This is a genomic window from Aestuariicoccus sp. MJ-SS9, from assembly GCF_032586235.1.
Taxonomy (GTDB): Bacteria; Pseudomonadota; Alphaproteobacteria; order Rhodobacterales; family Rhodobacteraceae; genus Aestuariicoccus.
In genome coordinates this window covers 54,740-79,530 of sequence record NZ_JAWHTD010000009.1, presented here as the reverse complement: position 1 = coordinate 79,530, position 24,791 = coordinate 54,740, and the positions used below count along the sequence as shown (strand labels likewise).

Annotated in this window: 22 protein-coding genes, 1 pseudogene and 1 riboswitch; of the genes and pseudogenes, 9 read left to right on the top strand and 14 right to left on the bottom strand. The window is 67.3% G+C overall.

The genetic code is table 11. The annotated features are described in order from the left end of the window. Positions 1 to 2 precede the first annotated feature (2 nt). Together RXV88_RS09000 and RXV88_RS08995 are read left to right on the top strand one after the other, a co-directional pair. Positions 3 to 1,403 (top strand): annotated as a pseudogene (locus RXV88_RS09000) (selenium-binding protein SBP56-related protein). 291 nt (positions 1,404 to 1,694) lie between these two features. After that, positions 1,695 to 2,339, top strand: coding sequence for a hypothetical protein (locus RXV88_RS08995; protein WP_316292211.1), 645 nt, complete (start codon positions 1,695 to 1,697; stop codon positions 2,337 to 2,339). 1,015 nt (positions 2,340 to 3,354) lie between these two features. On the opposite strand, the gene RXV88_RS08990 is transcribed toward RXV88_RS08995, so the two are convergent. Further along, positions 3,355 to 4,353: a LacI family DNA-binding transcriptional regulator gene (locus RXV88_RS08990; protein ID WP_316292124.1), complete on the bottom strand. Its 999-nt coding sequence runs from the start codon at positions 4,351 to 4,353 to the stop codon at positions 3,355 to 3,357. A gap of 100 nt (positions 4,354 to 4,453) precedes the next feature. Between RXV88_RS08990 and RXV88_RS08985 the strand changes: the two genes are divergently transcribed. Continuing rightward, positions 4,454 to 5,626: a phytanoyl-CoA dioxygenase family protein gene (locus RXV88_RS08985; RefSeq protein WP_316292123.1), complete on the top strand. Its 1,173-nt coding sequence runs from the start codon at positions 4,454 to 4,456 to the stop codon at positions 5,624 to 5,626. Positions 5,627 to 5,816: 190 nt separating this feature from the next. Here RXV88_RS08985 and RXV88_RS08980 read toward each other — a convergent pair whose 3' ends face one another. Further along, entirely contained in the window at positions 5,817 to 6,521 is a 705-nt protein-coding gene (locus tag RXV88_RS08980) for a hypothetical protein (RefSeq protein WP_316292122.1), read from the bottom strand. Further along, entirely contained in the window at positions 6,493 to 6,768 is a 276-nt protein-coding gene (locus RXV88_RS08975) for a hypothetical protein (RefSeq protein ID WP_316292121.1), read from the bottom strand. Before RXV88_RS08975 ends, RXV88_RS08980 begins: the two co-directional genes overlap by 29 nt. 158 nt (positions 6,769 to 6,926) lie before the next feature. Between RXV88_RS08975 and RXV88_RS08970 the strand changes: the two genes are divergently transcribed. Then, on the top strand, positions 6,927 to 7,580 hold the full coding sequence (locus RXV88_RS08970) for a hypothetical protein (protein ID WP_316292119.1): 654 nt from the start codon (positions 6,927 to 6,929) through the stop codon (positions 7,578 to 7,580). Between the two features lie 56 nt (positions 7,581 to 7,636). On the opposite strand, the gene RXV88_RS08965 is transcribed toward RXV88_RS08970, so the two are convergent. The 3 genes from RXV88_RS08965 to RXV88_RS08955 are packed head-to-tail and all read right to left on the bottom strand — an operon-like array spanning position 7,637 to position 10,795. Continuing rightward, the gene (locus RXV88_RS08965) at positions 7,637 to 8,335 is read right to left on the bottom strand and encodes an ATP-binding cassette domain-containing protein (RefSeq protein WP_316292117.1); all 699 of its coding nucleotides are present in this window, start codon (positions 8,333 to 8,335) and stop codon (positions 7,637 to 7,639) included. Continuing rightward, the gene (locus tag RXV88_RS08960) at positions 8,322 to 9,839 is read right to left on the bottom strand and encodes a thiamine/thiamine pyrophosphate ABC transporter permease ThiP (RefSeq protein ID WP_316292116.1); all 1,518 of its coding nucleotides are present in this window, start codon (positions 9,837 to 9,839) and stop codon (positions 8,322 to 8,324) included. Before RXV88_RS08960 ends, RXV88_RS08965 begins: the two co-directional genes overlap by 14 nt. Then, on the bottom strand, positions 9,815 to 10,795 hold the full coding sequence (locus RXV88_RS08955; RefSeq protein ID WP_316292115.1) for a thiamine ABC transporter substrate binding subunit: 981 nt from the start codon (positions 10,793 to 10,795) through the stop codon (positions 9,815 to 9,817). The genes RXV88_RS08960 and RXV88_RS08955 overlap by 25 nt, the downstream gene beginning before the upstream one ends. Before the next feature lie 37 nt (positions 10,796 to 10,832). After that, positions 10,833 to 10,930, bottom strand: a riboswitch (TPP riboswitch). Between the two features lie 172 nt (positions 10,931 to 11,102). Between RXV88_RS08955 and aroC the strand changes: the two genes are divergently transcribed. Then, positions 11,103 to 12,209, top strand: coding sequence for a chorismate synthase (gene aroC / locus RXV88_RS08950; protein ID WP_316292114.1), 1,107 nt, complete (start codon positions 11,103 to 11,105; stop codon positions 12,207 to 12,209). Positions 12,210 to 12,264: 55 nt separating this feature from the next. On the opposite strand, the gene RXV88_RS08945 is transcribed toward aroC, so the two are convergent. Both RXV88_RS08945 and RXV88_RS08940 read right to left on the bottom strand, forming a co-directional pair. Continuing rightward, on the bottom strand, positions 12,265 to 13,134 hold the full coding sequence (locus tag RXV88_RS08945; protein ID WP_316292111.1) for a DMT family transporter: 870 nt from the start codon (positions 13,132 to 13,134) through the stop codon (positions 12,265 to 12,267). A 65-nt stretch (positions 13,135 to 13,199) separates the two neighbouring features. Beyond that, positions 13,200 to 13,727 carry a cytochrome b/b6 domain-containing protein gene (locus tag RXV88_RS08940; protein WP_316292109.1) on the bottom strand — a complete coding sequence of 176 codons (528 nt, stop codon included), beginning with the start codon at positions 13,725 to 13,727 and terminating at the stop codon, positions 13,200 to 13,202. Between the two features lie 181 nt (positions 13,728 to 13,908). Between RXV88_RS08940 and RXV88_RS08935 the strand changes: the two genes are divergently transcribed. From RXV88_RS08935 to RXV88_RS08925, 3 genes are all read left to right on the top strand, one after another. Continuing rightward, the gene (locus RXV88_RS08935; RefSeq protein ID WP_316292108.1) at positions 13,909 to 15,045 is read left to right on the top strand and encodes a lytic murein transglycosylase; all 1,137 of its coding nucleotides are present in this window, start codon (positions 13,909 to 13,911) and stop codon (positions 15,043 to 15,045) included. Positions 15,046 to 15,474: 429 nt separating this feature from the next. Next, positions 15,475 to 16,053, top strand: coding sequence for a hypothetical protein (locus RXV88_RS08930; protein WP_316292107.1), 579 nt, complete (start codon positions 15,475 to 15,477; stop codon positions 16,051 to 16,053). 246 nt (positions 16,054 to 16,299) lie between these two features. Then, positions 16,300 to 18,102: a calcium-binding protein gene (locus tag RXV88_RS08925; RefSeq protein ID WP_316292105.1), complete on the top strand. Its 1,803-nt coding sequence runs from the start codon at positions 16,300 to 16,302 to the stop codon at positions 18,100 to 18,102. 159 nt (positions 18,103 to 18,261) lie between these two features. Here the strand turns inward: RXV88_RS08925 and RXV88_RS08920 are convergent, their stop codons facing one another. Together RXV88_RS08920 and RXV88_RS08915 are read right to left on the bottom strand one after the other, a co-directional pair. Beyond that, positions 18,262 to 19,374 carry a site-specific DNA-methyltransferase gene (locus tag RXV88_RS08920; RefSeq protein WP_316292104.1) on the bottom strand — a complete coding sequence of 371 codons (1,113 nt, stop codon included), beginning with the start codon at positions 19,372 to 19,374 and terminating at the stop codon, positions 18,262 to 18,264. Positions 19,375 to 19,465: 91 nt separating this feature from the next. Then, positions 19,466 to 20,095 (bottom strand): ribonuclease HII, encoded by a 630-nt coding sequence (locus RXV88_RS08915; protein WP_316292103.1) that lies wholly within the window; start codon positions 20,093 to 20,095, stop codon positions 19,466 to 19,468. A gap of 154 nt (positions 20,096 to 20,249) precedes the next feature. Here RXV88_RS08915 and RXV88_RS08910 point away from each other — a divergent pair, with 154 nt between their 5' ends. Further along, on the top strand, positions 20,250 to 21,047 hold the full coding sequence (locus RXV88_RS08910; protein WP_410468811.1) for a sterol desaturase family protein: 798 nt from the start codon (positions 20,250 to 20,252) through the stop codon (positions 21,045 to 21,047). Positions 21,048 to 21,056: 9 nt separating this feature from the next. Here the strand turns inward: RXV88_RS08910 and RXV88_RS08905 are convergent, their stop codons facing one another. From RXV88_RS08905 to petA, 4 genes are all read right to left on the bottom strand, one after another. Continuing rightward, positions 21,057 to 21,836 carry a methyltransferase domain-containing protein gene (locus RXV88_RS08905; RefSeq protein ID WP_316292099.1) on the bottom strand — a complete coding sequence of 260 codons (780 nt, stop codon included), beginning with the start codon at positions 21,834 to 21,836 and terminating at the stop codon, positions 21,057 to 21,059. Positions 21,837 to 21,972: 136 nt separating this feature from the next. Further along, positions 21,973 to 22,764: a cytochrome c1 gene (locus RXV88_RS08900; RefSeq protein WP_316292097.1), complete on the bottom strand. Its 792-nt coding sequence runs from the start codon at positions 22,762 to 22,764 to the stop codon at positions 21,973 to 21,975. 16 nt (positions 22,765 to 22,780) lie between these two features. After that, positions 22,781 to 24,127, bottom strand: a complete 1,347-nt coding sequence (gene petB / locus RXV88_RS08895; protein ID WP_316292096.1) for a cytochrome b — start codon at positions 24,125 to 24,127, stop codon at positions 22,781 to 22,783. A 10-nt stretch (positions 24,128 to 24,137) separates the two neighbouring features. Next, positions 24,138 to 24,704: a ubiquinol-cytochrome c reductase iron-sulfur subunit gene (petA, locus tag RXV88_RS08890; RefSeq protein WP_316292094.1), complete on the bottom strand. Its 567-nt coding sequence runs from the start codon at positions 24,702 to 24,704 to the stop codon at positions 24,138 to 24,140. Between the last annotated feature and the right edge of the window lie 87 nt (positions 24,705 to 24,791).

Below are 24,791 nucleotides of genomic sequence, written 5' to 3'. Positions count from 1 at the left end.
TCATGAACCTGAGACCGGATCCGACATTCCACGCCACGCCTAAGCTCGCGATGCAGGCCCCGCCGGAAACGCTCGCCTTCACCCTGATGCTCAGCCCCGACGGCTCGCAGCCCGACGGGCTTGCCGTGGTCGACGTCGACCCGACGTCCAAGACCTATGGCCAGATCGTCCATTCCCTGATGATGCCCAACAAAGGTGACGAATTTCACCATTTCGGCTGGAACGCCTGTTCCTCGGCGCTGTCGCCGCTCACCGGCCACGCCTTCCTGGAACGCCGCTATCTGATCATCCCGGGCATCCGGTCGTCGCGCATCTACGTCGTCGACGTGAAGGACCCACTCAAGGCCAAGATCCACAAGATCATCGAACCCGAAGAGCTGATGGCCAAGACCGGCTATTCCCGCCCGCACACGATCCATTGCGGCCCCGAGGGCATCTATGTCAGCACCCTGGGTGGCGGCGGCGCGGATGGCACCGACGGCCCTCCGGGTATCTTCATCATGGATTGCGAGACCTTCGACATCCTCGGCCGCTACGAGATGGACCGGGGCATCTAGGACAAGCATTACGATTTCTGGTGGAACCTGCCGCGCGATTACATGGTCAGCTCGGAATGGGGCCTGCCGCCGCAATTCGAGAACGGCATCGTGCCCGAGGATTTGCTGAGCAACAAATACGGCCACCACATCCATTTCTGGGACCTGCGCGGGCGCAAGGTGGTCAAGAGCATCGATCTAGGCGCCAATCACCAGATGGCGCTCGAGATTCGGCCCGCACATGATCCGGTCAAGGAATACGGCTTTTGCGGCGTGGTGGTGGACACGACCAACCTGCAAGGCGCGATCTTCACCTGGTGGCGCGACGACAACGGCGAATGGCAGGCCAAGAAGACCATCACCATCGACCCGGTGCCCGCCGATGCCGACGACCTGCCCGAGCTGCTAAAGGGCTTCGGCGCCTGCCCGCCGCTGGTCACGGACATCGACCTCAGCCTCGACGACAAGTATCTTTACGTCGCCTGCTGGGGCCTGGGCGAAATGCACCAATACGACGTCAGCGACCCGTTCAACCCGGTGCTGGCGGGCAAGGTCGAGATCGGCGGCATCGTCCGCAAGACCAAGCATCCCAACGGCAAGGACTTCGGCTATGGCCCGCAGATGGTCGAGATCAGCCGCGACGGCAAGCGGGTCTACTGGACCAACTCGCTCTATTCCACCTGGGACGACCAGTTCTATCCCGGCGACCGGGGGGCGGCGATGGTGATGGCCGATGTGGGCGAGAACGGCGGTCTGACGCTGAACGAGGACTTCTGGGTCGAGTTCCCGGAAGGCTACCGCAGCCACCAGATTCGTCTGGAAGGCGGCGATTGCTCCACCGACAGCTTCTGCTACCCCTCGGTGTGAGAATGCGCAGCGCAGCCCCGGGCTCGACCCGGGGCCTCCGCCGCAGCCGGGCCGGGCAAAATCGGTGGACCGACGCCGAACGGGGCGTCCCCGGCCGCGTACCGGCGCGGCTCCCGCAGCCACCAGCTCCCTCTCGCGGGCACCGCCTGCGCCACCGGCAGCCTCTGCTACCCCCCGGTGTGAGAATGCGCAGCGCAGCCCCGGGCTCGACCCGGGGCCTCCACCGCAGCCCTGTCACGAGGCCCCGGGGCAGGCCCGGGGCTGTGTCGCGTGGGTGACGCGGGCAGCACCATGGCGGCGCTCTGGGGCGCGGTGATCCTGTCGGGGCTCTACCACGGGCTCAACCCCGGTATGGGCTGGCCATTGGCGGTCTCCGCCGGGCTGATGGCGCGCCGGGCCTCGGCGCTTGGGCAGGCGCTGGCGTTGCTGGCTCTGGGCCATTTCGTGGCCATGCTGGCGATCCTGCTGCCGTTCTCGGCCATGGCGACGCTGGTCACCTACGAGGTGCAGATCCGCGCCGCGGCCGCCCTCGCGGTCATGGCCTTGGGGGTTTACCTGCTGATCAACCGGCGCCATCCGCGTTTTCTGGCGCGGGTGAAACCCACGCATCTGGCGCTCTGGTCGTTTCTGGCCGCCATCGCCCATGGCGCGGGGCTGATGCTGGTGCCGATCTATCTGGGCCTTTGCGCGCCGGAAGAGCTCGACGCAGGCCACCGTGCCGCCGGTGAGCTGATGGCGCAGACCGCCGGCATCGCACTGGCGGTGGCGGCGTTGCACACCGCCGTCATGGCGCTGGCGGGATCGGCGCTGGCCATCGGGGTCTACCGCTGGCTGGGTCTGCGGTTCCTGTCGCAAGGCTGGTTCAACCTCGACGCGGTCTGGGCGCTGAGTCTGATCCTCGTGGGCGCCATCGGCCTCTGGACCGCGCTCTGGTAGGGCCGGGCCAAGCCACCAAAAGCCGCCGCTGACCCGTCCTCGTCGCGCCGCCCCTTACGCCCCTTACGCGCTTTGCCAGCCCATCGCGCCAGTGGCCCCGGACCGCCCCACCGTTCCGACCTCCGCCATCCTGCGTCGGGCAGGAAGATGCCGTCCTGACCGCGATCACGCTGCTGTTGACCGGTTCGGTCGTCGTCCGGCCTCTGCTATTCAGCATTGGATGGCCAGAACCTGCCCTTGACCGCAGTCACGCCGCTATCGGCCGGCTGCGTTCTGGCGCATTCTGACCACAGCAACCTCGTGTGAGGTTGGCACGCCCCAAACGCCCCCCGCAACGTCACGCCGCCGAAGGGAGAGCCATGCTCTTACCGCCTCCCACGCCCTTCAAGCCTCCTCGCAGGTTGGACCAAGCCCCCCGACCGGTTGACCGGTCCGCGACCGCCATCGTCCTACCTCCACGATCTCTCGAAGAGCCGGCCAAGCCGGGCATCCCGCGCAGGGTCGCGCCGCCGAAGGGAGAGCCATGCTCTTACCGCCTCCCACGCCCTTCAAGCCCCCTCGCAGGTTGGACCAAGCCCCCCGACCGGTTGACCGGTCCGCAACCGCCATCGTCCGACCTCTACGAGCCCTCGAAGAGCCGGCCAAGCCGGACATCCCGCGCAGGGTCGCGCCACCGAAGGGAGAGCCATGCTCTTACCGCCTCCTACGCCCTTCAAGCCTCCTCGCAGGTTGGACCACCCCCCCCGACCGGTTGACCGGTCCGCGACGGCCATCGTCCGACCTCCACGAGCCCTCGAAGAGCCGGCCAAGCCGGGCATCCCGCGCAAGGTCGCACCGCCGAAGAGCGCGCAAGCCTGTGAGTGGCTGACGTCCGGCCTCCATTACCCTGCGCAGGGTGGGTGGCCCCGGCGCGCCCCCTGGCAATAAGGTGAACCACCCCCCGATCGCATATGCGTCGAGTGACTTTCTCATGCAGGGGAAACGCCCCCGCCGAAGCCCTCGCGCCGCCACCGGTCTACCGGACCACAGGGGGCACCAGCATCCGCAGCGCGGCACCTTCGGCTGGGGCAGGCGGGGGCTGGCGCAGGCGCAGGGCGGTGAAGATGCGGCAGGCGTTGCGGATATCCTCGCGCAGGTCGTGGTAGAGCAGCACGTCGATCCGCCCCTCGGCCAGCAGCGCCCGGTTGTCGGGGTCCAGGTCATGCGCCACGATCACCCGGGGCCGGTGTCCGCGCGCTTCCATCTCGCGCACCAGCCGCCGGTTGCCGCCGCCGACGGAATAAAGCGCCTCGGGCGCGCGCGCGGCCACCTCGGCGGCAAAGCCGGGCGCCACGCCCTCGGCCAGCGTCTCGATCCGCGCCGCCGGACAGAGCCGCGCCAGCTCGGCCCGGAAGCCCTGCGCGCGTTCTTCCTCGCCGCGAAAGCGGTCGTTGCGCAGCGTCACCAGCACCCGCGGCGCGGCCAGATCGGGCAGCCAGCGCGCCATCAGCCAGGCCGCCACCGCGCCCGCCCGCGCATTGTCGAGCCCGACATAGCCCCTGCGCCGGGTGCCTTCCATGTCGCTGGCCAGCGTGACCACCGGGATGCCCGCCGCCTCGAGCCGGTCGATCCCGTCCTTCAGCCGCGCGGCCTCGGGCCCCATGACGATCACCCCGTGCGAGCCGCGCCGCCTCACCCTTTCCATCCCCGCCAGCATGTCGCTCACCGCAAAGCGCACCCGCATGTCGCGCCGCGCGCGGATGACGGCGGGCTGCATCAGCGGCAGTTCTTCGCGCAGCGCCACGTCCAGCGCGTCGATGAAGGTCTGCGGGGCCTCGACCAGCAGATCGATGAACATCTTGCGCCCGCTCAGCGCCAGCTGCGCCGACTGGCTTTCCAGCTCGGCAATGGCGTGGCGCACCCGGTCGGCGGTCTGGGCACGCACCCCGCCGCGGCCGTTCAGCACCCGGTCCACCGTCGCCGTGCCCACGCCCGCCTGCAGGGCGATGTCCTTGACCAGAAACCTGTGCGCCATCTCTCCGCCCGTTCTTGATGGTTTTTTGATGGATTTGCGTGACGCCGCGCAGCCTAGACCGCGCTAGGCTGGGCGCCAAGCATTGATGGGAGGATCAACCATGCTCGATCAGGGAACCGCAGCGCCGGTCTGGCTGTCCGAGGCCGATTGCGACATCGCCGCCTTCGCCGACCACGTGGCGCAGACCACCGCCGCCGCCGACCACCCTTTCGCGACCGAGATCGTCAGCAACATCCCCGTCTATGACGGCCCTGCGCTGGAGCGGGGGGACGAGGCGCAGTGGCGGGCGGTCATGGCAGAATGGAACCGGGTCTTCGCCACCGGCGCGGGGATCATCGCGATCCGGCAGGGTTATACCGATATGGCGCTGATCGACGCGGTGACAGAGGCGCTGAATGCGATCATCGCCGAGGAAGAGGCCACGGGCGCGGGGTCGGGCGATCACTTCGCCGCCGCCGGGGCCAATTCGCGGATCTGGAACGCGCATGAGAAGCTGGGGATCGCCGCGCCCGAGCTCTTTGCGCGCTACAACGCCAACGAATGCGTGCGCCGGGCCAGCGAGGCCTGGCTCGGGTCGGGCTACCAGATCACCACCCAGGCCAATGTGGTGCGCCCCGGCGGCAAGGCGCAGACGGCGCATCGCGACTACCACATGGGGTTCCAGACGGTGGAGACGCTGCGCGGCTACCCGGCGACCCAGCACGCGCTGTCGGCGCAGCTGACCCTGCAGGGGGCGGTGGCGCATTGCGACATGCCGCTGGCCTCTGGGCCGACCAAGCTCCTGCCCTATTCGCAAAGCTACCTGCCGGGTTATATCGCCATCCACCGGCCCGAGTTCCGGGCGCTTTTCGAGGAAAATTATGTGCAGCTGCCCTTGCAGAAGGGCGACCTTTTGTTTTTCAACCCCGCCACGTTCCACGCGGCGGGCGAGAACCGGACGACGGACATCCAGCGCTTTGCCAACCTGATGCAGATCGGGTCGGCCTTTGGCCGCTCGATCGAGATCGTCGACCGGATCCGCCTGTCCAAGGCGGTCTACCCGGCGCTGCTGGCGCTGAAGGAGCGGGTGAGCGCCCGGGCGCTGGACAACATCGTCGCCGCCACGGCCGAGGGCTATCCGTTTCCGGCGAACCTCGATCTGGAAAGCCCGCTGTCGGGCATGGCCCCGCCCAGCCAGCAGGACGTCATGCGCCAGGCGCTGGCCGAAGACTGGACCGCCCGGCGCTTCGCCGAGGCGATCGACGCGCAGGCAGAGTTGAAACGGTCGCACTGAGGGGCGGTGCGCAGTAAATGCGCACCCTACGCCGATGCGCGCGACACCGTAGGGTGCGCCTTCATGGCGCACCGGCCCTGCGCGCGGCGTCTTGGCTTTTTCTGAATATTCATAAGTAAATCAATAACTTATACGTCAGGCCCACTGTCCCACTGTTTCGCGTGCGAAACATTGGGACAGCTTTGCTGACCTAAACCACCTCGATCACATCCTTGTCGATCGCCAGCACGTATCCGCGCCGGGTGATGTTCTTGACCAAGAGCTCACTCACCAGCTGGTTGCCCAGCCCGTCGCGCAGCCGCTTGATCCTTGTGGCCCCCGCCGCCTCGTCGCAATCGGCCTCCGCCCGGCCCGAGATCACCGCCTCGATCTGCGCGCCGGTCAGCATCTCGTCGTCCATCCGCGCCTCCGCCAGCACCGCCAGCGTCTCCATCATCGCGCCCGACAGTTTGAAGCCCATGGTATTCAGATAGACCGTGTTCTCCTCACGGCTGATGATCAGCGAGCTGACCTGGATCCCGGCCCTCTCGATCTGCGCCATGCGCCGGTTCAGCGTCACCAGCATCACCAGGAACACCAGCGCCGCCACCAGAAGTGCTGCGGCAAAGACCAGCAGGATGAAGATCACCATCCGGTAGCTTTCCAGCACATCGGCAAAGGCGGTGCCCGATTGCGCCAGGATCTCCAGCAGCTTGATCTCGGCCTGCGCGGTCAGGTCGTCGTTCTCGACGAAAATCCGCTCGACCCGCGCGTCGAAGGCGTTCGCATCGGGCAGCGTCAGCAGCAGCACCGCGCCCGCGCCCGCCAGGATGGCGACGATGGCCGCGATCCCCATCGCCACGATCCGCGCGCCTGAACGGCGGCTGTCAGTAACGGAGGAAGTAGTCACCGGCATTCGCCTTTTGCTGATCGGTCGGCGCCTCGGCGCTGACCTGAACCACATTGAGCAAGGTCCAGCCGCTGCCTTGCAGACGCTCGGACACCTCGCGCTCGGCCTCCTGCGGATCGCAGGCGTCGATCTGCATCACGCCGTAATGCAGCCGCAGGGGGTTGTCCTGCTTGGCCTTGTAGCCTGCAAAGCAGGCGGCCTGCGCCGTGGCGGGCAGGGCCAGCAGGACCAGGGGAAGAAGAAGATGTTTCATGCCCCGAACCCTGCGCGCAAGCGGGCGGAAATTCAATAACCGCGCTGCGGCTATTCGATAGCAGGGGGGCGATATTGCCTGACCCCGCCGCCCGGACCCAGCCTCGATCCATGGCGCGGCCTGTCCCGCCTGAAAACATCCAGCCACAGGAGGACCCCATGTCCCGCAAATTCATCGCCACCGTTCTGGCCGTGTCGGTCACCATCACCGGCCTTTCGGTCATCCCCGCCCGCGCGTCCGAGGCAGAGGACATCGCCCGCATCCTCGGCACCGCCGCCACGCTCTACATTCTGGGCAACACCGCCCAACGTGCTGAAGACGGACGAACTCACACCCGTCCCGTACATTCGCGGATCCATGACGACAGGTACTACGACCGCAACCGCGATACGGGCCGCGTCTCTGGCGAGAGGGGGCACGACCGCGATAGGGATCGCATCACGCGCGACAGACAACGCGACCGTGTGCGCACGCCCGAGCGCGGGATCCGGCACTGGGATCAGTACCATGCGCGCACCCCGTGGGGCCGGGACGGTCACCGAGACACGAACCGCGCGCGCCAGCCCCATGACGGCGAGCGCTTTCGCGACCACCGCCGCGCCTTGCCCGCAAGCTGCCTGCGCGAGCTGCGCGGCCACCACGGCCATCCCCGCCGTGTCTTTGGCAAACGCTGCCTGAAGAAACGCGCCGATGTGCGCTATCTGCCCGCCGTTTGCGAAACCGGCTTCCGGGGCCGCAGCGGCAAATGGCGCCAGGGCTATCGCGCCGGATGTATGCGGCATCAGGGGTTCCGGATCGCCTGGAACCGCTGAGGCCTTGGCCCCAAGACCGCCGCGCGCAAGCTCCCGCCCTTGCGCGCGTTGCGCTGTCACTCGCCCAGATAGGCGCGCAATGCCTCGGGTGGATTGCGGAAAAGCTCGGCCGTGGCCACCGCCGGATGCGCCACGAAATCGGCCACCAGCACCGTCAGATCGGCAAAGCGCCGCGCGTCCTCGGGGTCGTGGCTGACCATCAGCACCAGCGCGCCGATCTCTTCGGCCACCTCGCGCACCAGCGCCAGCATCTCGGCTTTCAGCGCCGGACCCAGCGCCGCGAAGGGCTCGTCCAGCGCCATGATGGGCCGCGCCTGCAACAGCACCCGCGCCAGCGCCGCGCGGCTTTGCTGGCCGCCCGACAGCGCGCCCGGTTTGCGCCGCTCCATCGCGTCCAGCCCGACCCGCGCCAGCGCCGCGCCGATCCGCTTGCGCCCCTCGGCGTCCGGCGCGCGCCCGTCGGGCCGCACCGCCAGCCCGAGGTTCCGCATCAGGTCGAGATGCGGAAAGAGGTTGTTCTCCTGAAACAGCATCCCCACCGGGCGCTGGTCGGGCGGCAGCCCCGTGATGTCGCGCCCCTGCCAGAGGATCCGCCCCGCCTTTGGCCGCAGAAAGCCCGCTATGGTATCGAGCAGCGTCGACTTGCCCGCCCCCGACGGCCCGATCACCGCCACCCGAGCGGCGGGCGGCAGCTCGAGATCGGCAGTCAGGGTGAAATCCCCGGTTTCGATGCGAACGTTCTCAAGCCTCAGCATTCACCCGCCCCCCGCGATCGAACAGCCAGAACAGCGCCAGGCTCAGCGCCAGCAACAACAGCGCCGCGCCCGCCGCCGCCTCCATCCGGTAGGACCCCATCAGCCGGTAGACCGCCAGCGGCAGCGTCGTCCGGTCGGGATCGGCGAAAAGCGCGATCACCCCCAGATCGCCCATCGACAACGCCGCCGTCAGCCCGGCGGCAAAGCCCAGCGGGCGGCGCAGGCGCGGCAGGAACACCAGCCGCGTCCAGGCCCAGGGCGTCAGCCCCAGTGCGTGGCTCAGCCGCGCGAAATCGGCGCGCACCGCCTCGGCCTCGGGGCGCAGGATGCGCAGCGCAAAGGGCAGCGCGACCAGCGCGTTGACCAGCGCGGTGACCACCAGCGCCAGGTCGAACGGGTTGGCAAACGGTCGCACGATCACGAAGAGCCCGGTGCCCAGCACCAGCGGCGACAGCGCGATGCCCGCCAGGCCGACCACCTCGCCCGCTCGCGTCGCCAGCGGCAGCGCCCAGATCAGGCAAAGGACGGTCGACCCCAGCGCCACCGTCACCGAATGCGTCGCCGCGCGCCAGACCTCGACCGGCATCAGCGGCAGGCCGGGCAGGCCCCGGACCACGACGCTGGCCAGTGGCGCCAGCAGGAAAAGCGCCGCCAAGACGATCCAGACCCCGTCCGAAATGCGCGCCGCCGCCCCGGCGCCGTCCCAGCGCGTCACCACCCGGTCGAGCCCAATGCCAAAGCCTTCGCCCCGCGACAGCTGCAGCGCCACCAGCCCCGCGGCCAAGGCCAGCCCAAGCTGCACCACCGACAGCACCGCCGCGCGGCCCAGGTCAAAGTCGAACCGCACCGCCTGATAGATCGCCAGCTCGATCGTCGTGGCGCGCGGCCCGCCGCCCAGCGTCAGCGCGACGGCAAAGCTCGACAGGCAGATGACGAAGATCACGGCAAAGGCCCCCGGCGCGATCCGCGCCAGCATCGGCGCCTCGATGGTGCGGACCATCGCGCCCGGGCTCAGCCCCAGCGACGCCGCCAGCCGCAGCCGCTCTGCCGGGATCGCCAGCCAGCCCTGCAGGATCAGCCGCGTCGCCAGCGGCAGGTTGAAGAACACATGCGCCAGCACGACGCCATGCAGGCCGTAGATGCTGAACCCCGGCAGGCCAAGGGCGCGCAGCGCGTCGTTGACCAGCCCCTGCTGGCCGAAGACCGCGATCAGCCCCAGCACCGCCACGATCACCGGCAGGATGAACGGCGCGCCCAACAGCGCGATCAGCAGGCCCCGGCCCGCAAAGCGCCGCCGCGCCAGCGCCCGCGCCACCGGGATCGCAAACAGCACCGACAGCGCCGCCGACAGCGTCGCCTGCACCAGCGTGAACCGCAGCGCCTGGCCAAAGCCCGGCCCCAGGCCCGCGCCGCCCCCGGCAAAGACCAGCACCGCGGCGACAGGGCCCAGCGTAAGCCCCGCCACCGCCAGCGCGGCGATTATTGCGACAGGCCGGAGCGCCATGCCTCGATCGCCTGATCCCGCAGGGCCGCCGCCTCATCCTCGGAATAAAAGAGCACCTTTTCCGGCAGGTCGAGCTGCTGGAACCCCTCGGGCCACTTGTCCTGCGGCAGGGCCGCCGGGATCGACCAGTTGCCGGTGGCGATCATGCCCTGGAAATCCTCGCTCAGGACGAACTCCATGAACTGGTCCGCCAGCTCGGGCTGGTCCGTGCCGGCCACCTTGGCGGCCAGCTCGACCATAAAGTAATGCCCCTCGGGGAAGATCGCCGCCTTCTTGGTCAAGTCCTCCTCGGCGATGATGTGATAGGCGGGCGACGTGGTGTAGCTCAGCACCATGTCCGCCTCGCCATCGGTAAAGAGGCCATAGCTTTCCGACCAGCCCTTGGTCACCGTCAGGATCTTCGGCGCCAGCCTGGCCCAGGCCGCTTCCGCGCCCTCGCCATAGACCGCCTGCACCCACAGCACCAGCGCCAGCCCCGAGATCGAGCTGCGCGGATCCTGGATCACGATCTTCAGATCGTCCGGCGCCTCCAGCAGCGCCTCGAAACTCGCGGGCGCCTCTTTCAGCCGCGTGGTGTCGTAGACGAATGCCGTGTGACCGTAGTTGAACGGCAGAAAGACGTCGTCGGTCCAGTCGATGGGCAGTGTCAGCGCGCCCGTATCGACCCCGTGCGCTGCGAAAAGCCCGCTCTCGCGCGCCTTCCTGGTGACGTCGGTGTTCAGCCCGATCACCACATCCGCCTCGGTCCGCTCTCCCTCCAGCAGGATGCGCGGCAGCAGGTCGCCGGGCTTGTACTGCAGATCGCAGCCGCAGCGCGCCTCAAACAGCTCTTCGATCTTCGGGCCGGGGCCCCATTCCGAGGTAAAGTAATCGGGCGCGTAGACCGTCAATACGGGCGTCTGCGCCAGCGCCGCGCTGGCAGTCATCATGGCCGCGGCAATCGTCAGGGCTTTCATCAAGCATCCTCCAATTTTGCGACGGATGGGCAAGATCGGAGGCATTCCGCACCTTCCCTCCGCCGGTGTTAACCGGTTCAGGTTCAACGGGTTCGCATAACGCATCTCAGCCCAAAGGCACCCCGAGGTATGCAAAGACCTAGTGCGCAAGCCGCCCCCATGCAAGCGCAATCCTCACCCCTTCATCTGGTCATAAATATCCCGGGGAGCGCGAGGGGCTGGCCCCTCGCTCCGCCGCTAGCCAGATGCGAAACCGCTTGAGACCGGGACCCCTCTGGCCTACCACACGCGCAAAGGAGTTGCGCCCATGAGCCTGAACACATTCGGACATATCTTCCGCGTCACCACCTGGGGCGAAAGCCACGGCCCCGCGCTTGGCGCGACGGTCGACGGCGTGCCGCCGGGCGTTCCGGTGGACGAGGCCGGGCTGCAGGTCTGGATGGACAAGCGCAAGCCGGGGCAGAACAAATACACCACCCAGCGGCGCGAACCGGACCAGGTGCGCATCCTCTCGGGCGTCTTCGAGGGCCAGACCACCGGCACGCCGGTGCAGCTGATGATCGAGAACACCGACCAGCGCAGCAAGGATTACGGCGACATCGCCGAGAAATTCCGCCCGGGTCACGCCGACATCACCTATTGGCAGAAATACGGCATCCGCGACTATCGCGGTGGCGGGCGGTCCTCGGCGCGCGAAACCGCCGCGCGGGTCGCGGCGGGGGGCCTCGCGCGCGCCGCGCTGGCGATGCTCGCCCCGGGGATCCGGATCACCGGCTATATGGTGCAGATGGGCCCGCGCGGCATCGACCGGAACCGCTTCGACTGGGACGAGATCGCCCGCAACCCCTTCTGGTGCCCCGACCCTGATGCGGCGGCGGATTGGGCGGAGTACCTCGACAATCTGCGCAAGTCCGGCGACAGCGTCGGCGCGGTGATCGAGGTGACGGCGCGCGGTGTGCCCGCGGGGCTCGGCGCGCCGGTTTACGGCAAGATCGACACCGATCTCGCCGCCGCGATGATGTCGATCAATGCCGTCAAGGGCGTCGAGATCGGCGAGGGCATGGCGGCCGCGGCGCTGACCGGTGCTGCCAATGCCGACGAGATCGCCATGGGCCCCGACGGGCCGGTCTACAATTCCAACCACGCCGGCGGCGTGCTGGGCGGGATCACCACCGGGCAGGATCTGGTGGTGCGTTTCGCGGTGAAACCGACCTCGTCGATCCTGACCCCGCGCCGTACGATCACCAAATCCGGCGACGAGACCGAGATCGTCACCAAGGGCCGCCACGACCCTTGCGTCGGCATCCGCGCCGTGCCGGTGGGCGAGGCGATGATGGCCTGCGTCGTGCTCGACCATCTGTTGCTGCACCGCGGCCATGTCGGCGCCAATCGGGGTGCGATCGGCCCGGCCTGAGCTTCGGGCCGGACCGGCCCTCATCGGAACTTCACCGCCACCCGCCTCTGCCCGATCAGGCGTCGGCAGATTTGGCGAGCTGCACGGCCAGGATGCCGAAGGTGATCACCGCCACGCCCACGATGTCCAGCGGGCCGAGCCGTTCGCTCAGGATCAGCGCGGCGATGGCGACGCCCAGAAACGGGTTGAGAAAGTGGAAGGTGGCCGCGCGCACCGCGCCGATGCGGTGGACCAGCAGGAACCACACCAGCGTCGCCGCCAGCCCGGGCACCAGCGTGGTATAGACGAAGGCCACGATCAGCGGCCAGGACCAGTCGATGGATATGGTCTCGAACGCCGCAGCCGGGATCGCCAGCCCGGCGCTGCCCACCAGCATCTGCAAGCCGACGATCATCAGAAAATTCCCGCCCGAGGTCGCCCCGCTCAGCGTCAGCGTGGCCACCGTCAGCGCCGCCACCCCGGCGATGCAAAGCCCGACGCCGAACAGATCCACGCCCCCCGACAGCCGCGCGCCCATGATCAGCGTTACCCCGGCGATCCCCGCCACCAGCCCGGCGATGCCCAGAGGCCGGATGCGCGCGCCGTAAAGCCGCCATTGCGCCAGCGCCACCCAGAGCGGCAGCGACGAGGCGATGATCGCCGCCAGCGACGCCTGCACCGTCTGCATCGCGACGAAGTTCAGCCCCAGATAAAGCGTGTTCTGGCAGATGCCGAACAGGAACGTCGCCCGCCATTGCGCCCGCGTCAGCCGCCAGCTTTGCCCCATGGCGCAGGCGATCAGCACCGCCAGCAGGCCCGATATCAGGAACCGCAGCGCCAGCGCGCTCAGCGGCGGGGCGGCGGCCACGATGACCCGCGCCGAGGTAAAGGCCGAGGACCACATCACCGCAAAGGCCAGCCCCATGAGAATTGCGCGCAGGTCCATGTCGTCTCCGGTTCGGTTCGGGCGCAGATGATCCTCTGCGGGCCGCAGGGTCAAGCCATTAAGGGTCAGAGAAATCGATAGAAAAAACGCGGCAGCATGATGCGCAGCGCGTTGTCGCGCAGCCGGACGTGCCGCCAGATGTGAAACCCGGCGTGAAAGGCGACGATGGCGGCGAGGATATAGAACTCGGCCGCGTGAACGCGCCCGACCCAGTCGTTGGCGCGCGGCAGGCTCAGCGGCATGCCGATGGGCACGATCCCCCCGGCCCAAAGCTGGCGCGAGGCGGTCACGCCCAGCAGAAAGCCGCTCAGCGCCACGCCGAAGAGCCCCCAGACAAGCGTCTTGTGCAGCGCCTGGTGCACGACCCGGGCGCGCGGGCCCAGCTTGGGCCCGGGGCGGCTGGCCAGGCCGCGGCGCAGGTAATCGGCCCACCAGATCAGCGCCAGCGTGACGAAGATCAGCCCCAGCACCGAATGCAGCTGCACCGCCCAGGATCCGATGAGCGCCACGTCGCGGGGCTGGACCAGCACGAACCACAGCGTCAGGGGCAGCACGGCCCAATGCAGGCATTTCAGCGCGGTGCGTCGTGTCATGGCGGGGGCCACCCGGTCGTTGCAATGGCCAGGGACGGGCCGGCGCGCGGGGCTTTGCCGGTCCGGTCCGGCAACGCTTGGAGCGGGGCCGGAGTTCTGGCAGACTTGGGTCAAAAGGTGGGCCGTTCGGAGCGCGGATCAAGGCGCCGCGCGCGGCGGAGAAACAGAGGCGGGCAGGGTCATGGGTATCACGAGACGGCATTTCGGGCTGGGGGTCGCGGCGCTGGGGCTGGCCGCCTGCGGCGGCGGCGCACCGGTGCCTTCGCCAGAGCCGGGCGGGCTGCCGCCCGATCTGCGGCCCGCGCCGAACCCCGGCTACGCCGCCTGGGTCGCCGATTTCCGCAGCCGCGCCGGTGGCTATGGCCTCAGCGACGGAGCGCTGGCGCTGGGCTTTCGCGGCACCGGCTTTTTGCCCGGCGTGATCACCCGCGACCGCAACCAGACAGAGGTCAAGCGCAGCCTCGAGGATTATCTCTCGATCGCCGCCTCGGACGAGCGGATCAGCAAGGGCCGCGCGGCCTATGCCCGTCACCGCGCCACGCTGGCCGCGCTGGAGCAGCGCTACGGCGTCGACGCCCGCATCATCGCCGCGATCTGGGGGCTCGAAAGCTTTTACGGCGAGCGGCGCGGCGAGGTGCCGGTGGTGTCGGCGACTTCGACCCTGGCCTATGACGGGCGGCGCGGGGCGTTCTTTGAAAAGCAGCTCGTGGCGGCGCTGAAGATTTTGCAGAACGGCGATGTGAGCGCCTCGCGGCTGGTGGGCAGCTGGGCCGGGGCGATGGGGCATACTCAGTTTATTCCCACGTCTTATCAGGCCTTTGCGGTGGATTTCACCGGTGACGGGCGGCGTGACATCTGGTCGGAGGATCCGACCGACGCGCTGGCCTCGACCGCCGCGTATCTGGCGCGCAACGGCTGGTCGCGCGGGCTGCGCTGGGGCGGAGAGGTCGGCAACGGCGCACCGCAGGGCAGCGTGATCCAGCCGCAGGCGGGCGGGCCGCAATTCGCCGTGACGGGCAATTTCCGCGCCATCAAGCGCTACAACAATTCGGATGCCTATGCGATCGGGGTGGGCCATCTGGCCGATCGGATCGGCGGGGCGGGGCCGCTGCGCGGCACGTTTCCGCCGGACGAATACGGGCTGACCAAGGACGACCGCATCGCGCTGCAAAAGCGGCTGACGGCACGGGGTTACGACACCGGCGGGGCGGATGGCGTGATCGGAACCAAGACGCGCGAGGCGATCAGCGCCTATCAGGCGCGGTTCGGGCTGGAGGTGACGGGCGATCCGTCGCCGGCGCTGTTGCGGCGGCTTTAGCGACCGTCCGCCGTACGGTCATGTCGCGGACTCAAGGCCGCAGGCTGCCGCTTTGAGGAGGTTGGCGCATCGCTCATTCGAGGCAATGACCTGGCGGGGATCAAGCGCGCGTAGCTGCAGCGCACCCCACGGGCAGGCGCTAATGCCGACCGATGTTCTCTGTCCCGCTGTCGCGGAATCAAGGCCGAAGGCCGCCGCGACCAGCGCCTGCCCGTCCCGGCGGGCTGGCGCTTTGGCCGATGTGGGCGCATCGTTCGTTCGGTGCAATGACTTGGCGGGGATTAAGCGCATAGACTGGATGTTGCGGCGCCACCCCACGGGCAGGCGCTGGTCGCGGCGGCATTGGCGGGGCGGCTATATGATTGAGATCATTTCTATCGGACGCGTGGCCTGCCACAAGAGGCCGTACAACGAAAGGTGGAACGGTTCATGAAACGATATCTCTTGCCCGCGGCGCTTATCCTTATGCCGGTCGTAGTTGGCGCGCAGAGCGGGACGCACGGCGCGGATCATAGCCACATGGATCATGGCAGCCATGGCGTGACGCCCGCGCCGGCCCCCGCGCCGCTCAGCGAGGGCGGGCAGGCGGCCTTTGCGGCAATCCAGGAGGTGGTGGCGGCGCTGATGGCCGATTCCGGCACCGACTGGACGCAAGTCGATATCGAGGCGCTGCGCCAGCATCTGATCGACATGGACAACGTCACCCTGCGCGCCAAAGTTCGGGCGGAGGATATCGAGGGCGGAGCGCGTTTCGAGGTCACCTCGGACGTGCCGGGCGTCATGGCCTCGATCCGGCGGATGATCCCCGCTCATGCCGCCACCGTCGACGGGGTCGAGGGCTGGCGGATGACGGCCGGGGACATCGACGGCGGCGCGGCGCTGACGGTGCAGGGGGGCGATCCCGCCCGGATCCGGGGTCTCGGGTTCATCGGGATCATGACGGTAGGGATGCACCACCAGACGCATCACCTTGCGCTGGCGCGCGGCGGGAACCCGCACGCGCACTGAGGGTCTTTCGTCGAAAAATCCCCAAGGTGCCTGCGCCCGAGTCGCGGCGGCTTTCCCGGCTCTGTCTTGAAGTGACCCACCGGAGCGGCCGTTCATCCCTGCGCAGATCCGTCAGCGCGGCGCATCGGCGCAAATGGGCCGAGCCCCCGCAGGCAGGTCGATTTCTTTGATTTTTTGTCAATTTCGCTGACCTTGGCGGCAGTAGAGCCACGGTCTGTAGGATTGACTGTCAAAGGAGGGGAGACAATGCCCCATGAAAACGGCTCGCCGGACTGGACCGGCGGTAATCCCGGGCTGAACCCCGGTCGCGGCGGCGGCGGAAAACCTGACGGCGCGGGCAGCAAAAAGGGCGATCTCTTCGGCGATCAGCTTGTGCTCTACCGCGATCTCGACCCGACCGATGGCGGCGGGAACGGGGAGCCCGTGCTGGATGGCAACGGACAGCTGATCCCGGTCGGCTATGATTCGACGATGGTTCTGGGGGGCCCTGACGGGCTTTTTCCGATCTATTTCGAGGCTGACGCGGAAGGCGATTACGAGATCCCGCTCGAGCTTTTGCCTTATGTGCAGGAAGTCGAGCTGGAGCGCGCCAACGTCGCCCGTGCGCCGGCCAAGGTGCAGGAAAAGGCGCTGGCCGCGGCGCTGGAAAAGATCATGACCGCCGATGAGATCGATACCGATCCGGCGGGGCGGATCATGTACAGCACCGATGGGGGTGCGACCTTCCTCACGATCGACGCGCCGCTGGAGAACCTCGCGCTCTTTCAGTTCCTGATGACGAACGCGGACGGCTCGCCCGGAGCCTGGCCCGACGTGACCGATCACTGGGATCCGGTGTTCATCGAGCTGCTTGGCGATCCGGTCGCCACCGACGGCTACACCGATCCGGTCTGGGACCCCTCGGCGCTGCTGGGCGCGGCCTGGTCCAAGGAGGGCAAGATCACCCTAGACGCCATGCTTTACGAAAACACCACGCTGGGGGTGAACAAGGTCACCGGATCGGGCGCGACGCTCGCCGTCACCTATTTCGACTTCAGCGACGCGGGCGGCGAGCTTTACGATTACGACCGCGCGGCGACTTACGGCGACACCTGGCTGCAGTGGATCGAGTACGACGAGAACGGCGATCCCTACAACGTGCAGGGCACGGTCTACGATGCGGTGTTCGGCGGTGTGGACTGGGCGGACGAGTACCTTCTGCTCAACGATCAGGGGAACACGGACCCGAGTGACGACGAATTCGACTATGCCGGGGCGACCGATTCCGGTGTGAACGACTTTGCCGCCGCGGCGGACGACAGCCGGGCTGTGATCGAGTTCATCCACAATTTCCGGGCGTTCGAGATCCCCGCCCCGACGGCGGCGCCCGAACCGGCGCTGGCATCCTCTGCTGCGGCGCTGTCCCACGACGAAGGGCCTGGCGGCGATGACGGGCACGATCACGAACCCGAGGTCGTGATGGGCACGAACCAGCCCGACACCATCGACACCGGCGGCGGCCCGCAGGAGATCCATGGGCTGAACGGCAATGACGTGATCCATGCCGGGGGCGGCCCCGACACGGCCTATGGCGGCAATGGCTCTGACGAGATTTACGGTCAGGGCGGACCCGACATGCTCTATGGCGGCAACGGACGTGACCTGCTGAAAGGCGGCGGCGGCCCGGATACGCTCGAGGGCGGCAATGGCGCCGACACGATCGAGGGTGGCCGCGGCATGGACACCTCGACCGGCGGTGGCGGGCCCGACACGTTCGTCTTTGCCTCGCCGCAGGACGTGCCAGGGCACGGCCCATGCGACGAGGGACGGCGGGAAACCATCACCGATTTCGACCCCAACGTCGACACGGTCGATTTCCGCGGGCTCGGGCTCGACGGGTTCTCGTCCGGTGCCGAGGCCTATCACGCCTGGGCCGTGCAGGACGGAGACAACAGCGTTCTCTACGTCGACACCGACGGCAACCTTGGGGGCGCGCATCCGGCGGAGATGGGCATCCTGCTGTTGGGAGTGGACGCGTCCGACCTGTCGGACAGCTGCTTCCTCTTCTGAGGTTCCATAGAAGCCGACGAACGCCCCGTCATCCTCTGGCGGGGCGTTTGCTTTCCGGCATGGCCAACAAAAAAAGACCCCGCCAGAGATGGCGGGGCCAGTTAGTGCCCTCGCATGAGGCAGGGCACCGGCGGTGTTCTGTGATCTGTCGGAAAGCGCTCAGTTGGGGCGGTCGCTCATCTCGGCGCGGATCTGCTGGCGCAGCACGTCGATGGGCACCGTCTTGCCGTCGCGCTTGAAGTGCCAGTAGGTCCAGCCGTTGCAGCTGGGCGCGCCTTCGAGATGCGCGCCGACCTGATGGATCGAGCCCTTGACGTCGTCGCCCACCAGCGTGCCGTCGGCGCGGACCTTGGCGCTCTTGCCCGAAGGCGAGATCAGCATCTCGCCCGGGCGCAGCATCCCGCGCTCGACCAGCTGGCCGAAGGGCACGCGCGGCTCGGCGCGCTTGGACTGGCTGACCTCCAAAGCGGTCTTGTCGAAGCGGCGGACCTTGTCCAGGCGCTTTTCGGCGACTTCGCGATAGGCGGCCTCGCGTTCGATGCCGATCCAGTCGCGGCCCAGCATCTTGGCCACGGCGCCGGTGGTGCCAGTGCCGAAGAACGGGTCGAGCACCACGTCGCCGGGTTTGGTCGCGCCGACCAGTACACGGTGCAGCAGGGCCTCGGGCTTTTGCGTCGGATGGGCCTTGTCGCCGTTGGAATCCTTGAGCCGCTCGCCGCCGTTGCAGATCGGGATCACCCAGTCGGACCGCATCTGGATGCCTTCGTTCAGCGCCTTCAGCGCCTCGTAGTTGAAGGTGTATTTCGCGCCTTCGGATTTCGACGCCCAGATCATCGTCTCATGCGCGTTGGTAAAGCGCTTGCCGCGGAAGTTGGGCATCGGGTTCGACTTGCGCCAGACCACGTCGTTGAGGATCCAGAAGCCCGCGTCCTGCAGCGCCGCCCCCACTCGGAAGATGTTGTGATAGGACCCGATCACCCAGATCGCCCCGTCGGGTTTCAAGAGCCGGCGCGCGGCCTTGAGCCAATCCTGGGTGAACCGGTCGTAGGCCGCGAAGCTGGAAAACTGATCCCAGTGGTCGTCGACCGCGTCGACGCGGGAATTGTCGGGGCGGTGCAGATCGCCCTTGAGCTGCAGGTTATAGGGCGGATCGGCAAAGATTAGATCGATGGACGCCTCGGGGAGCGCGTTCATCACCTCGATGCAATCGCCATCGAGAATCGTGTTGAGAGGGAGCGCCGAGGCGCCCGTGGGTTTTGTCATCGTTTTCATTCTCTGCCTCTGTCCCCGACGCATGAATTGCGCTCTGTGGTTGCAGATGAATGTGAGTCAAAGCTGATTCGCGGTCAATTTCTTTTTTGAATCAGTCGGTTACGTTTTTATCTTGATACAAGATATTGTGCACCGGCTTGAACGACCGTCTATGGTGTGGGGTCACGCCGAGATTTTGAAGCGCCGATCTGTGGCTTTTCGACGGGTATCCCATGTTCGTCTCCCAGCCGTAGCCGGGATAGTGTTGCGCCAAATCCCACATGATGCGATCGCGCCATATTTTGGCCACAATCGAGGCCGCCGCGATGCTGTGTGAACGGGCGTCGCCCTTGATCACGGGCGTCGCCGGGCAGGGCAGATCGCGGGGCAGGCGGTTGCCGTCGACCAGCAGGTGATCGGGCCGATGCGGCAGGGCGGCGACGGCGCGGCGCATGGCGAGGTGGCTGGCCTGAAGGATGTTGATCTCGTCGATCTCTTCGACGCTGGCCTCGCCGATGCCGACCTCGGCGCTGGCGCGCACAAGGTCGCAGAGCGTTTCGCGCTGCTTTAGCGTCAGTTTCTTGGAGTCGTTCAGCCCTTGGGGAATGGCGGCGGGGTTCAGCACCACGGCGGCGGCCACCACGGGGCCGGCCAGAGGGCCGCGCCCGACCTCGTCCACCCCGGCGATGCGGGTGAGGCCACGGGCGTGCAGCGCCTCTTCGAATGCGAAATCCGGTCCCATGCGGGCAGATTGCAAAGCGTGGGCGGCGGCGCAAGGGCAATGCTGGACCCGGGATAGATCTTTTCGGCTCGGGCGCGCGGGCGTAGGCTGTCCGGCGGAGGAGGGGGCGCGTCTGGATCAGGAACCGGTCATTCGATTGGCGGTCTTGCTGGCGATGCTGGCGCTGATGGCCGCGTGGGAGCTGGCCGCGCCCCGGCGGCGGCAGGAGATCCCGCGCCTGCTGCGCTGGTCCAACAACCTGGCGCTGGTGGCGCTGGATGCGCTCTGTGTGCGGCTGGTCTTTCCGGTGGCCGCCGTGGGGCTGGCGGCGGTGGCGCAGCAGAACGGCTGGGGGCTGCTGAACGTGGTGGCGCTGCCGGGCTGGGTGGCCGTCGTGATCGCGGTTCTGGTCTTCGACTTTGCCATCTACCTGCAGCATGTGCTGTTTCACGCGGTGCCGGCGCTTTGGCGGCTGCACCGGGTGCACCACGCGGATCTGGAGTTCGACGTGACCACCGGCCTGCGGTTTCATCCCGTCGAGATCCTGCTGTCGATGGGGATCAAGATGGGGCTGGTGATGGCGCTGGGCCCGCCTGCGGTGGCGGTGCTGCTGTTCGAGGTGCTGCTGAACGCCAGCGCGATGTTCAACCATTCCAACATCCGCCTGCCGCACGCTGTCGATGCGGCGCTGCGGCTGGTCGTGGTGACGCCCGACATGCACCGGGTGCACCATTCGGTCCGCCCGTCCGAGACCAACAGCAATTTCGGCTTCAACGTGCCGTGGTGGGACCGGTTGCTGGGCACCTACCGCGCGCAGCCGCAGGGCGGGCACGAGGGCATGACGCTGGGGATCGAGCAGTTCCGCACCACGCGCGATCTGTGGCTGGACCGGATGCTGGCGCAGCCGCTGCGCGGGCGGGCCGGGGGCTATGCCATCAATCGCGAGCGCAAAGGCGAGCGGGACGGCGGCTGAGCCGCCCGGTCACACGGGCCTGGTGGCGCTGACGACGAACTGGGTGAGCGAAAAGAAGAAGCGCCCTGAGGCGGCGAGGGCTGTCTGTTCGTCGGCCCAGGCCTCGACCTCGTCGGCGGGCACCAGCCCTTCGGAGACGGCGTAGGCCTTGATGAGGTGGATCAGCAGATTGGCCAGCCCGTCGGGCTTCAGGACTTGGTCGCAGGTCGTGTGCGGCACGACCCGGTCCACGACGAACCCCGCCTCGGTCATCGCGTGCGGCAGGCGGGCCGGGGCGTCGACATGGGCGGCATGCGAATCCCACGCGGCCTTCATGCGGTTCATGCGCGCGGGATCGTCCGAGAACCAGACCCAGCTGTCGAAATGCACATCCGACAGCGTCAGCCGCCCCCCGGGCCGTAGCACGCGGAAGGCTTCGCTCAGCGAGGGGGCGTGATCGGGAATGTATTCGAAGACCTGAACGGACACGGCCTTGTCGGCGGTCCCGTCCGCAAGCGGCAGAGCGTCCGAGCGGCCCTCGATCAGCTCGGCCCAGTCCAGATCGGCGCAGCGCTGGACCGCAGCGGCGCGCATGTCGGCGCTGGGGTCGATCCCGATGACGTGGCCGCCGGGCCCGACCGCCCGCGCGAGTTCGAGGGTCAAGAGCCCGTTGCCGCAGCCGATATCCAGAATGGTCTCGCCAGGACGCGGATCGACCGCGTCGAAAGAGGCGCGGCGTCTCATACCAACATCGGCGCCTTGATAAGAGGCCTCAAGCAGGCGGGTGGTTTCGGCGTCGAATGCGAGCATTGAAATATCCCGGTCTAAAATCTCAGCTTACCACGACCGGGGAAAATCGCGAAACGGTGGGCGGGCGGTGGGGACGCTGACCAACGAAAAAGGCCCCGCCGGGGCGGGGCCTTTCGATCTGTTGCGGGGACCTAGGTCAGTCCTTGGTGCGGTTCTTGACCGGCGCCCAGATGCGCTTGTTGGTGAGGTAGAGCAGCACCGACAGCACCGTCAGGAACAGCACGCCGGCGAAACCGGCCTGTTTGCGGGCCATCAGCTTGGGCTCTGCCGTCCACATCAGGAAGGCCGATACGTCCTCGGCGATGTGTTCCAGCTCGGTCGAGTGGCCATCGGCATAGTCCACGTCGTCGCCATAGAGCGGCGGGCCCATCGAAATCCATCCGCCAGGGAAGGCGGTGTTTTCATAAAGGATGGTGCCGGCCTCTTCCTTGGTCTCACCGGTGTAGCCGGTGAGCAGCGACGCGATGTATTCCGGGCCGCCCATGCCCTTGAAGAACTGGTTGATGCCCAGTCCGTAGGGGCCGTGGAAACCGGCGCGCGCCTTGGCCATCAGCGACAGGTCGGGTGCGCCCAGAGCGTCGTTGGCCGGGAAGTGGTCGGTCGGCCTGGCCGGGCGGAAATCATCGAGCTCTGCGTCGAAGACCTCGAAGTTCTGCTCGGCATAGGCGCGGACCTGATCCTCGGGCAGGCCGGGGCCCATCTCCGAGGACAGATCGCGGATCGGCACGTATTTCAGGCCGTGGCAGGCCGCGCAGACCTCGGTATAGACCTGAAGGCCGCGCTGCAGCTGGGCCTGATCGAAGGTGCCGAAGGGGCCTTCGAACGAGAAGTCGAAGTTTTCGACGTGGCCCGATGTGCCGGCGGCGAAGGCGCCGCCGGTGGAGGTTGCCAGGACCAGTGCGGCCGTGGTGGCGAGTTTTCTGAACATTGTCAGGGGTCCTTTCTTACTCGGCCGGGGTCGCGTCGGCGACGGGCTTGCTGCCGCCGGACTTGGCGTAATGCGCATCGAAGTCCTCTTCGATGGTGGCCGGCTGCGGCAGCGGTTTCTCGATCACGCCCAGAAGCGGCAGGATCACCAGGAAGTAGGCGAACCAGTATGCCGAGGCGATCAGCGAGAAGGTGGCGTAGGGTTCCTCGGCGGGCATGGCGCCAAGCCACATCAGCGCGAAGAAGTCGATGACCAGCAGCCAGAACCACCACTTGAACATCGGGCGGTAACGGCCCGAGCGCACCGACGAGGTGTCAAGCCACGGCGCCAGCGCCATCACGGCGATCGCGCCGAACATGGCCAGCACACCAAAGAACTTGGCGTCGATGATGCCGCCGGTCAGGAAGGATGCGATCTGCACCACCCAGACCTCGGAGGTAAACGCGCGCAGGATCGCGTAGAACGGCAGGAAGTACCATTCGGGCACGATGTGCGCGGGCGTCACCAGCGGGTTCGCCTCGATGTAGTTGTCGGGGTGGCCCAGGTAGTTGGGCATGTAGCCGACGATGGCGAAGAAGACCGCCAGGATCACCGCCAGGGCGAAAAGGTCCTTGATCACGAAGTAGGGCCAGAACGGAAGCGTGTCCTTCTCGGCCTCGGCCTTCGACGTGCGGCGCACTTCGACCCCGGTGGGGTTGTTGTTGCCGGTGGTGTGGAAGGCCCAGATGTGCACGGCCACGAGGCCCGCGATCAGGAACGGCAGCAGATAATGCAGGCTGAAGAAGCGGTTCAGCGTGGCGTTGTCCACCGCCGGGCCGCCCAGCAGCCAGGTCTGGATCGGCTCGCCGATGAAGGGGATTGCGCCGAAGAGGCCGGTGATCACCGTGGCGCCCCAGAACGACATCTGACCCCAGGGCAGAACGTAGCCCATAAAGGCGGTGCCCATCATCAGCAGGTAGATCAGCATGCCGATGATCCAGGTGATCTCGCGCGGGGCCTTGTACGAGCCATAGTAGAGGCCGCGGAAGATATGCGCATAGACCGCGATGAAGAACAGCGAGGCGCCGTTCATGTGCAGGTAGCGCAGCATCGCGCCGCCGTTCACGTTGCGCATGATGTGTTCGATGCTGCCGAAGGCCAGATCGACATGCGGCGTGTAATGCATCACCAGCACGATGCCGGTGACGATCTGCAGCGCCAGACAGAAGGTCAGCACGATGCCCCAGATCCACATCCAGTTTAGGTTCTTGGGCGTGGGGATCATGATGGTGTCGTAAAGCAAGCCGACGATGGGAAGGCGCTTGTGCAGCCACTTCTCGCCGCCCGATGTCGGTTCGTAATGGTCGTGTGGAATACCGGACATTGTGGTCTCCTTATCCCAGCAGAATGGTGGTTTCGTCGACGAACTGTGCCGGCGGCACGGGCAGGTTCTGCGGCGCGGGGCCTTTGCGGATCCGGCCTGCGGTGTCGTAGTGCGACCCGTGGCAGGGGCAGAACCAGCCGTTGTATTCGCCTGCGCCGTCGCCCAGAGGCACGCAGCCCAGATGGGTGCAGACGCCCATCATCACCAGCCATTCGCCGGTTTCGTCCAGCGCGCGGTTCTCGTCGGTGGCGGGAGCGCCGGCGGGCAGATTGGCGTTGCGCGCGTCGGCGTCGATGGCGAGGTCGGACATCTCGACGGCCCGCGCCTCTTCGATCTCTTCGGCGGTCCGGCGGCGGATGAACACGGGTTTGCCCAGCCATTTGACGGTCAGCTGCGAGCCTTCCGACAGGCCGCCGACGTCAACGCGAATCGACGACAGCGCAAGCACGTCAGCCGAGGGGTTCATCTGGTTCACCAGGGGCCAAATGGCGGCACCTGCGGTGACCGCCCCTGCCCCCGCAGTGGCATAGTAGAGGAAATCCCTACGGGTGCCTTCGTGATCTTCTGCGTGTGACACGAGGTTAACTCCATTGCTCAGGGCCGATCTTCTGGCCGGAAAACGGTTGAGAACCACCCCGAAGGGAGGCCCATTCAGCGGGGTATT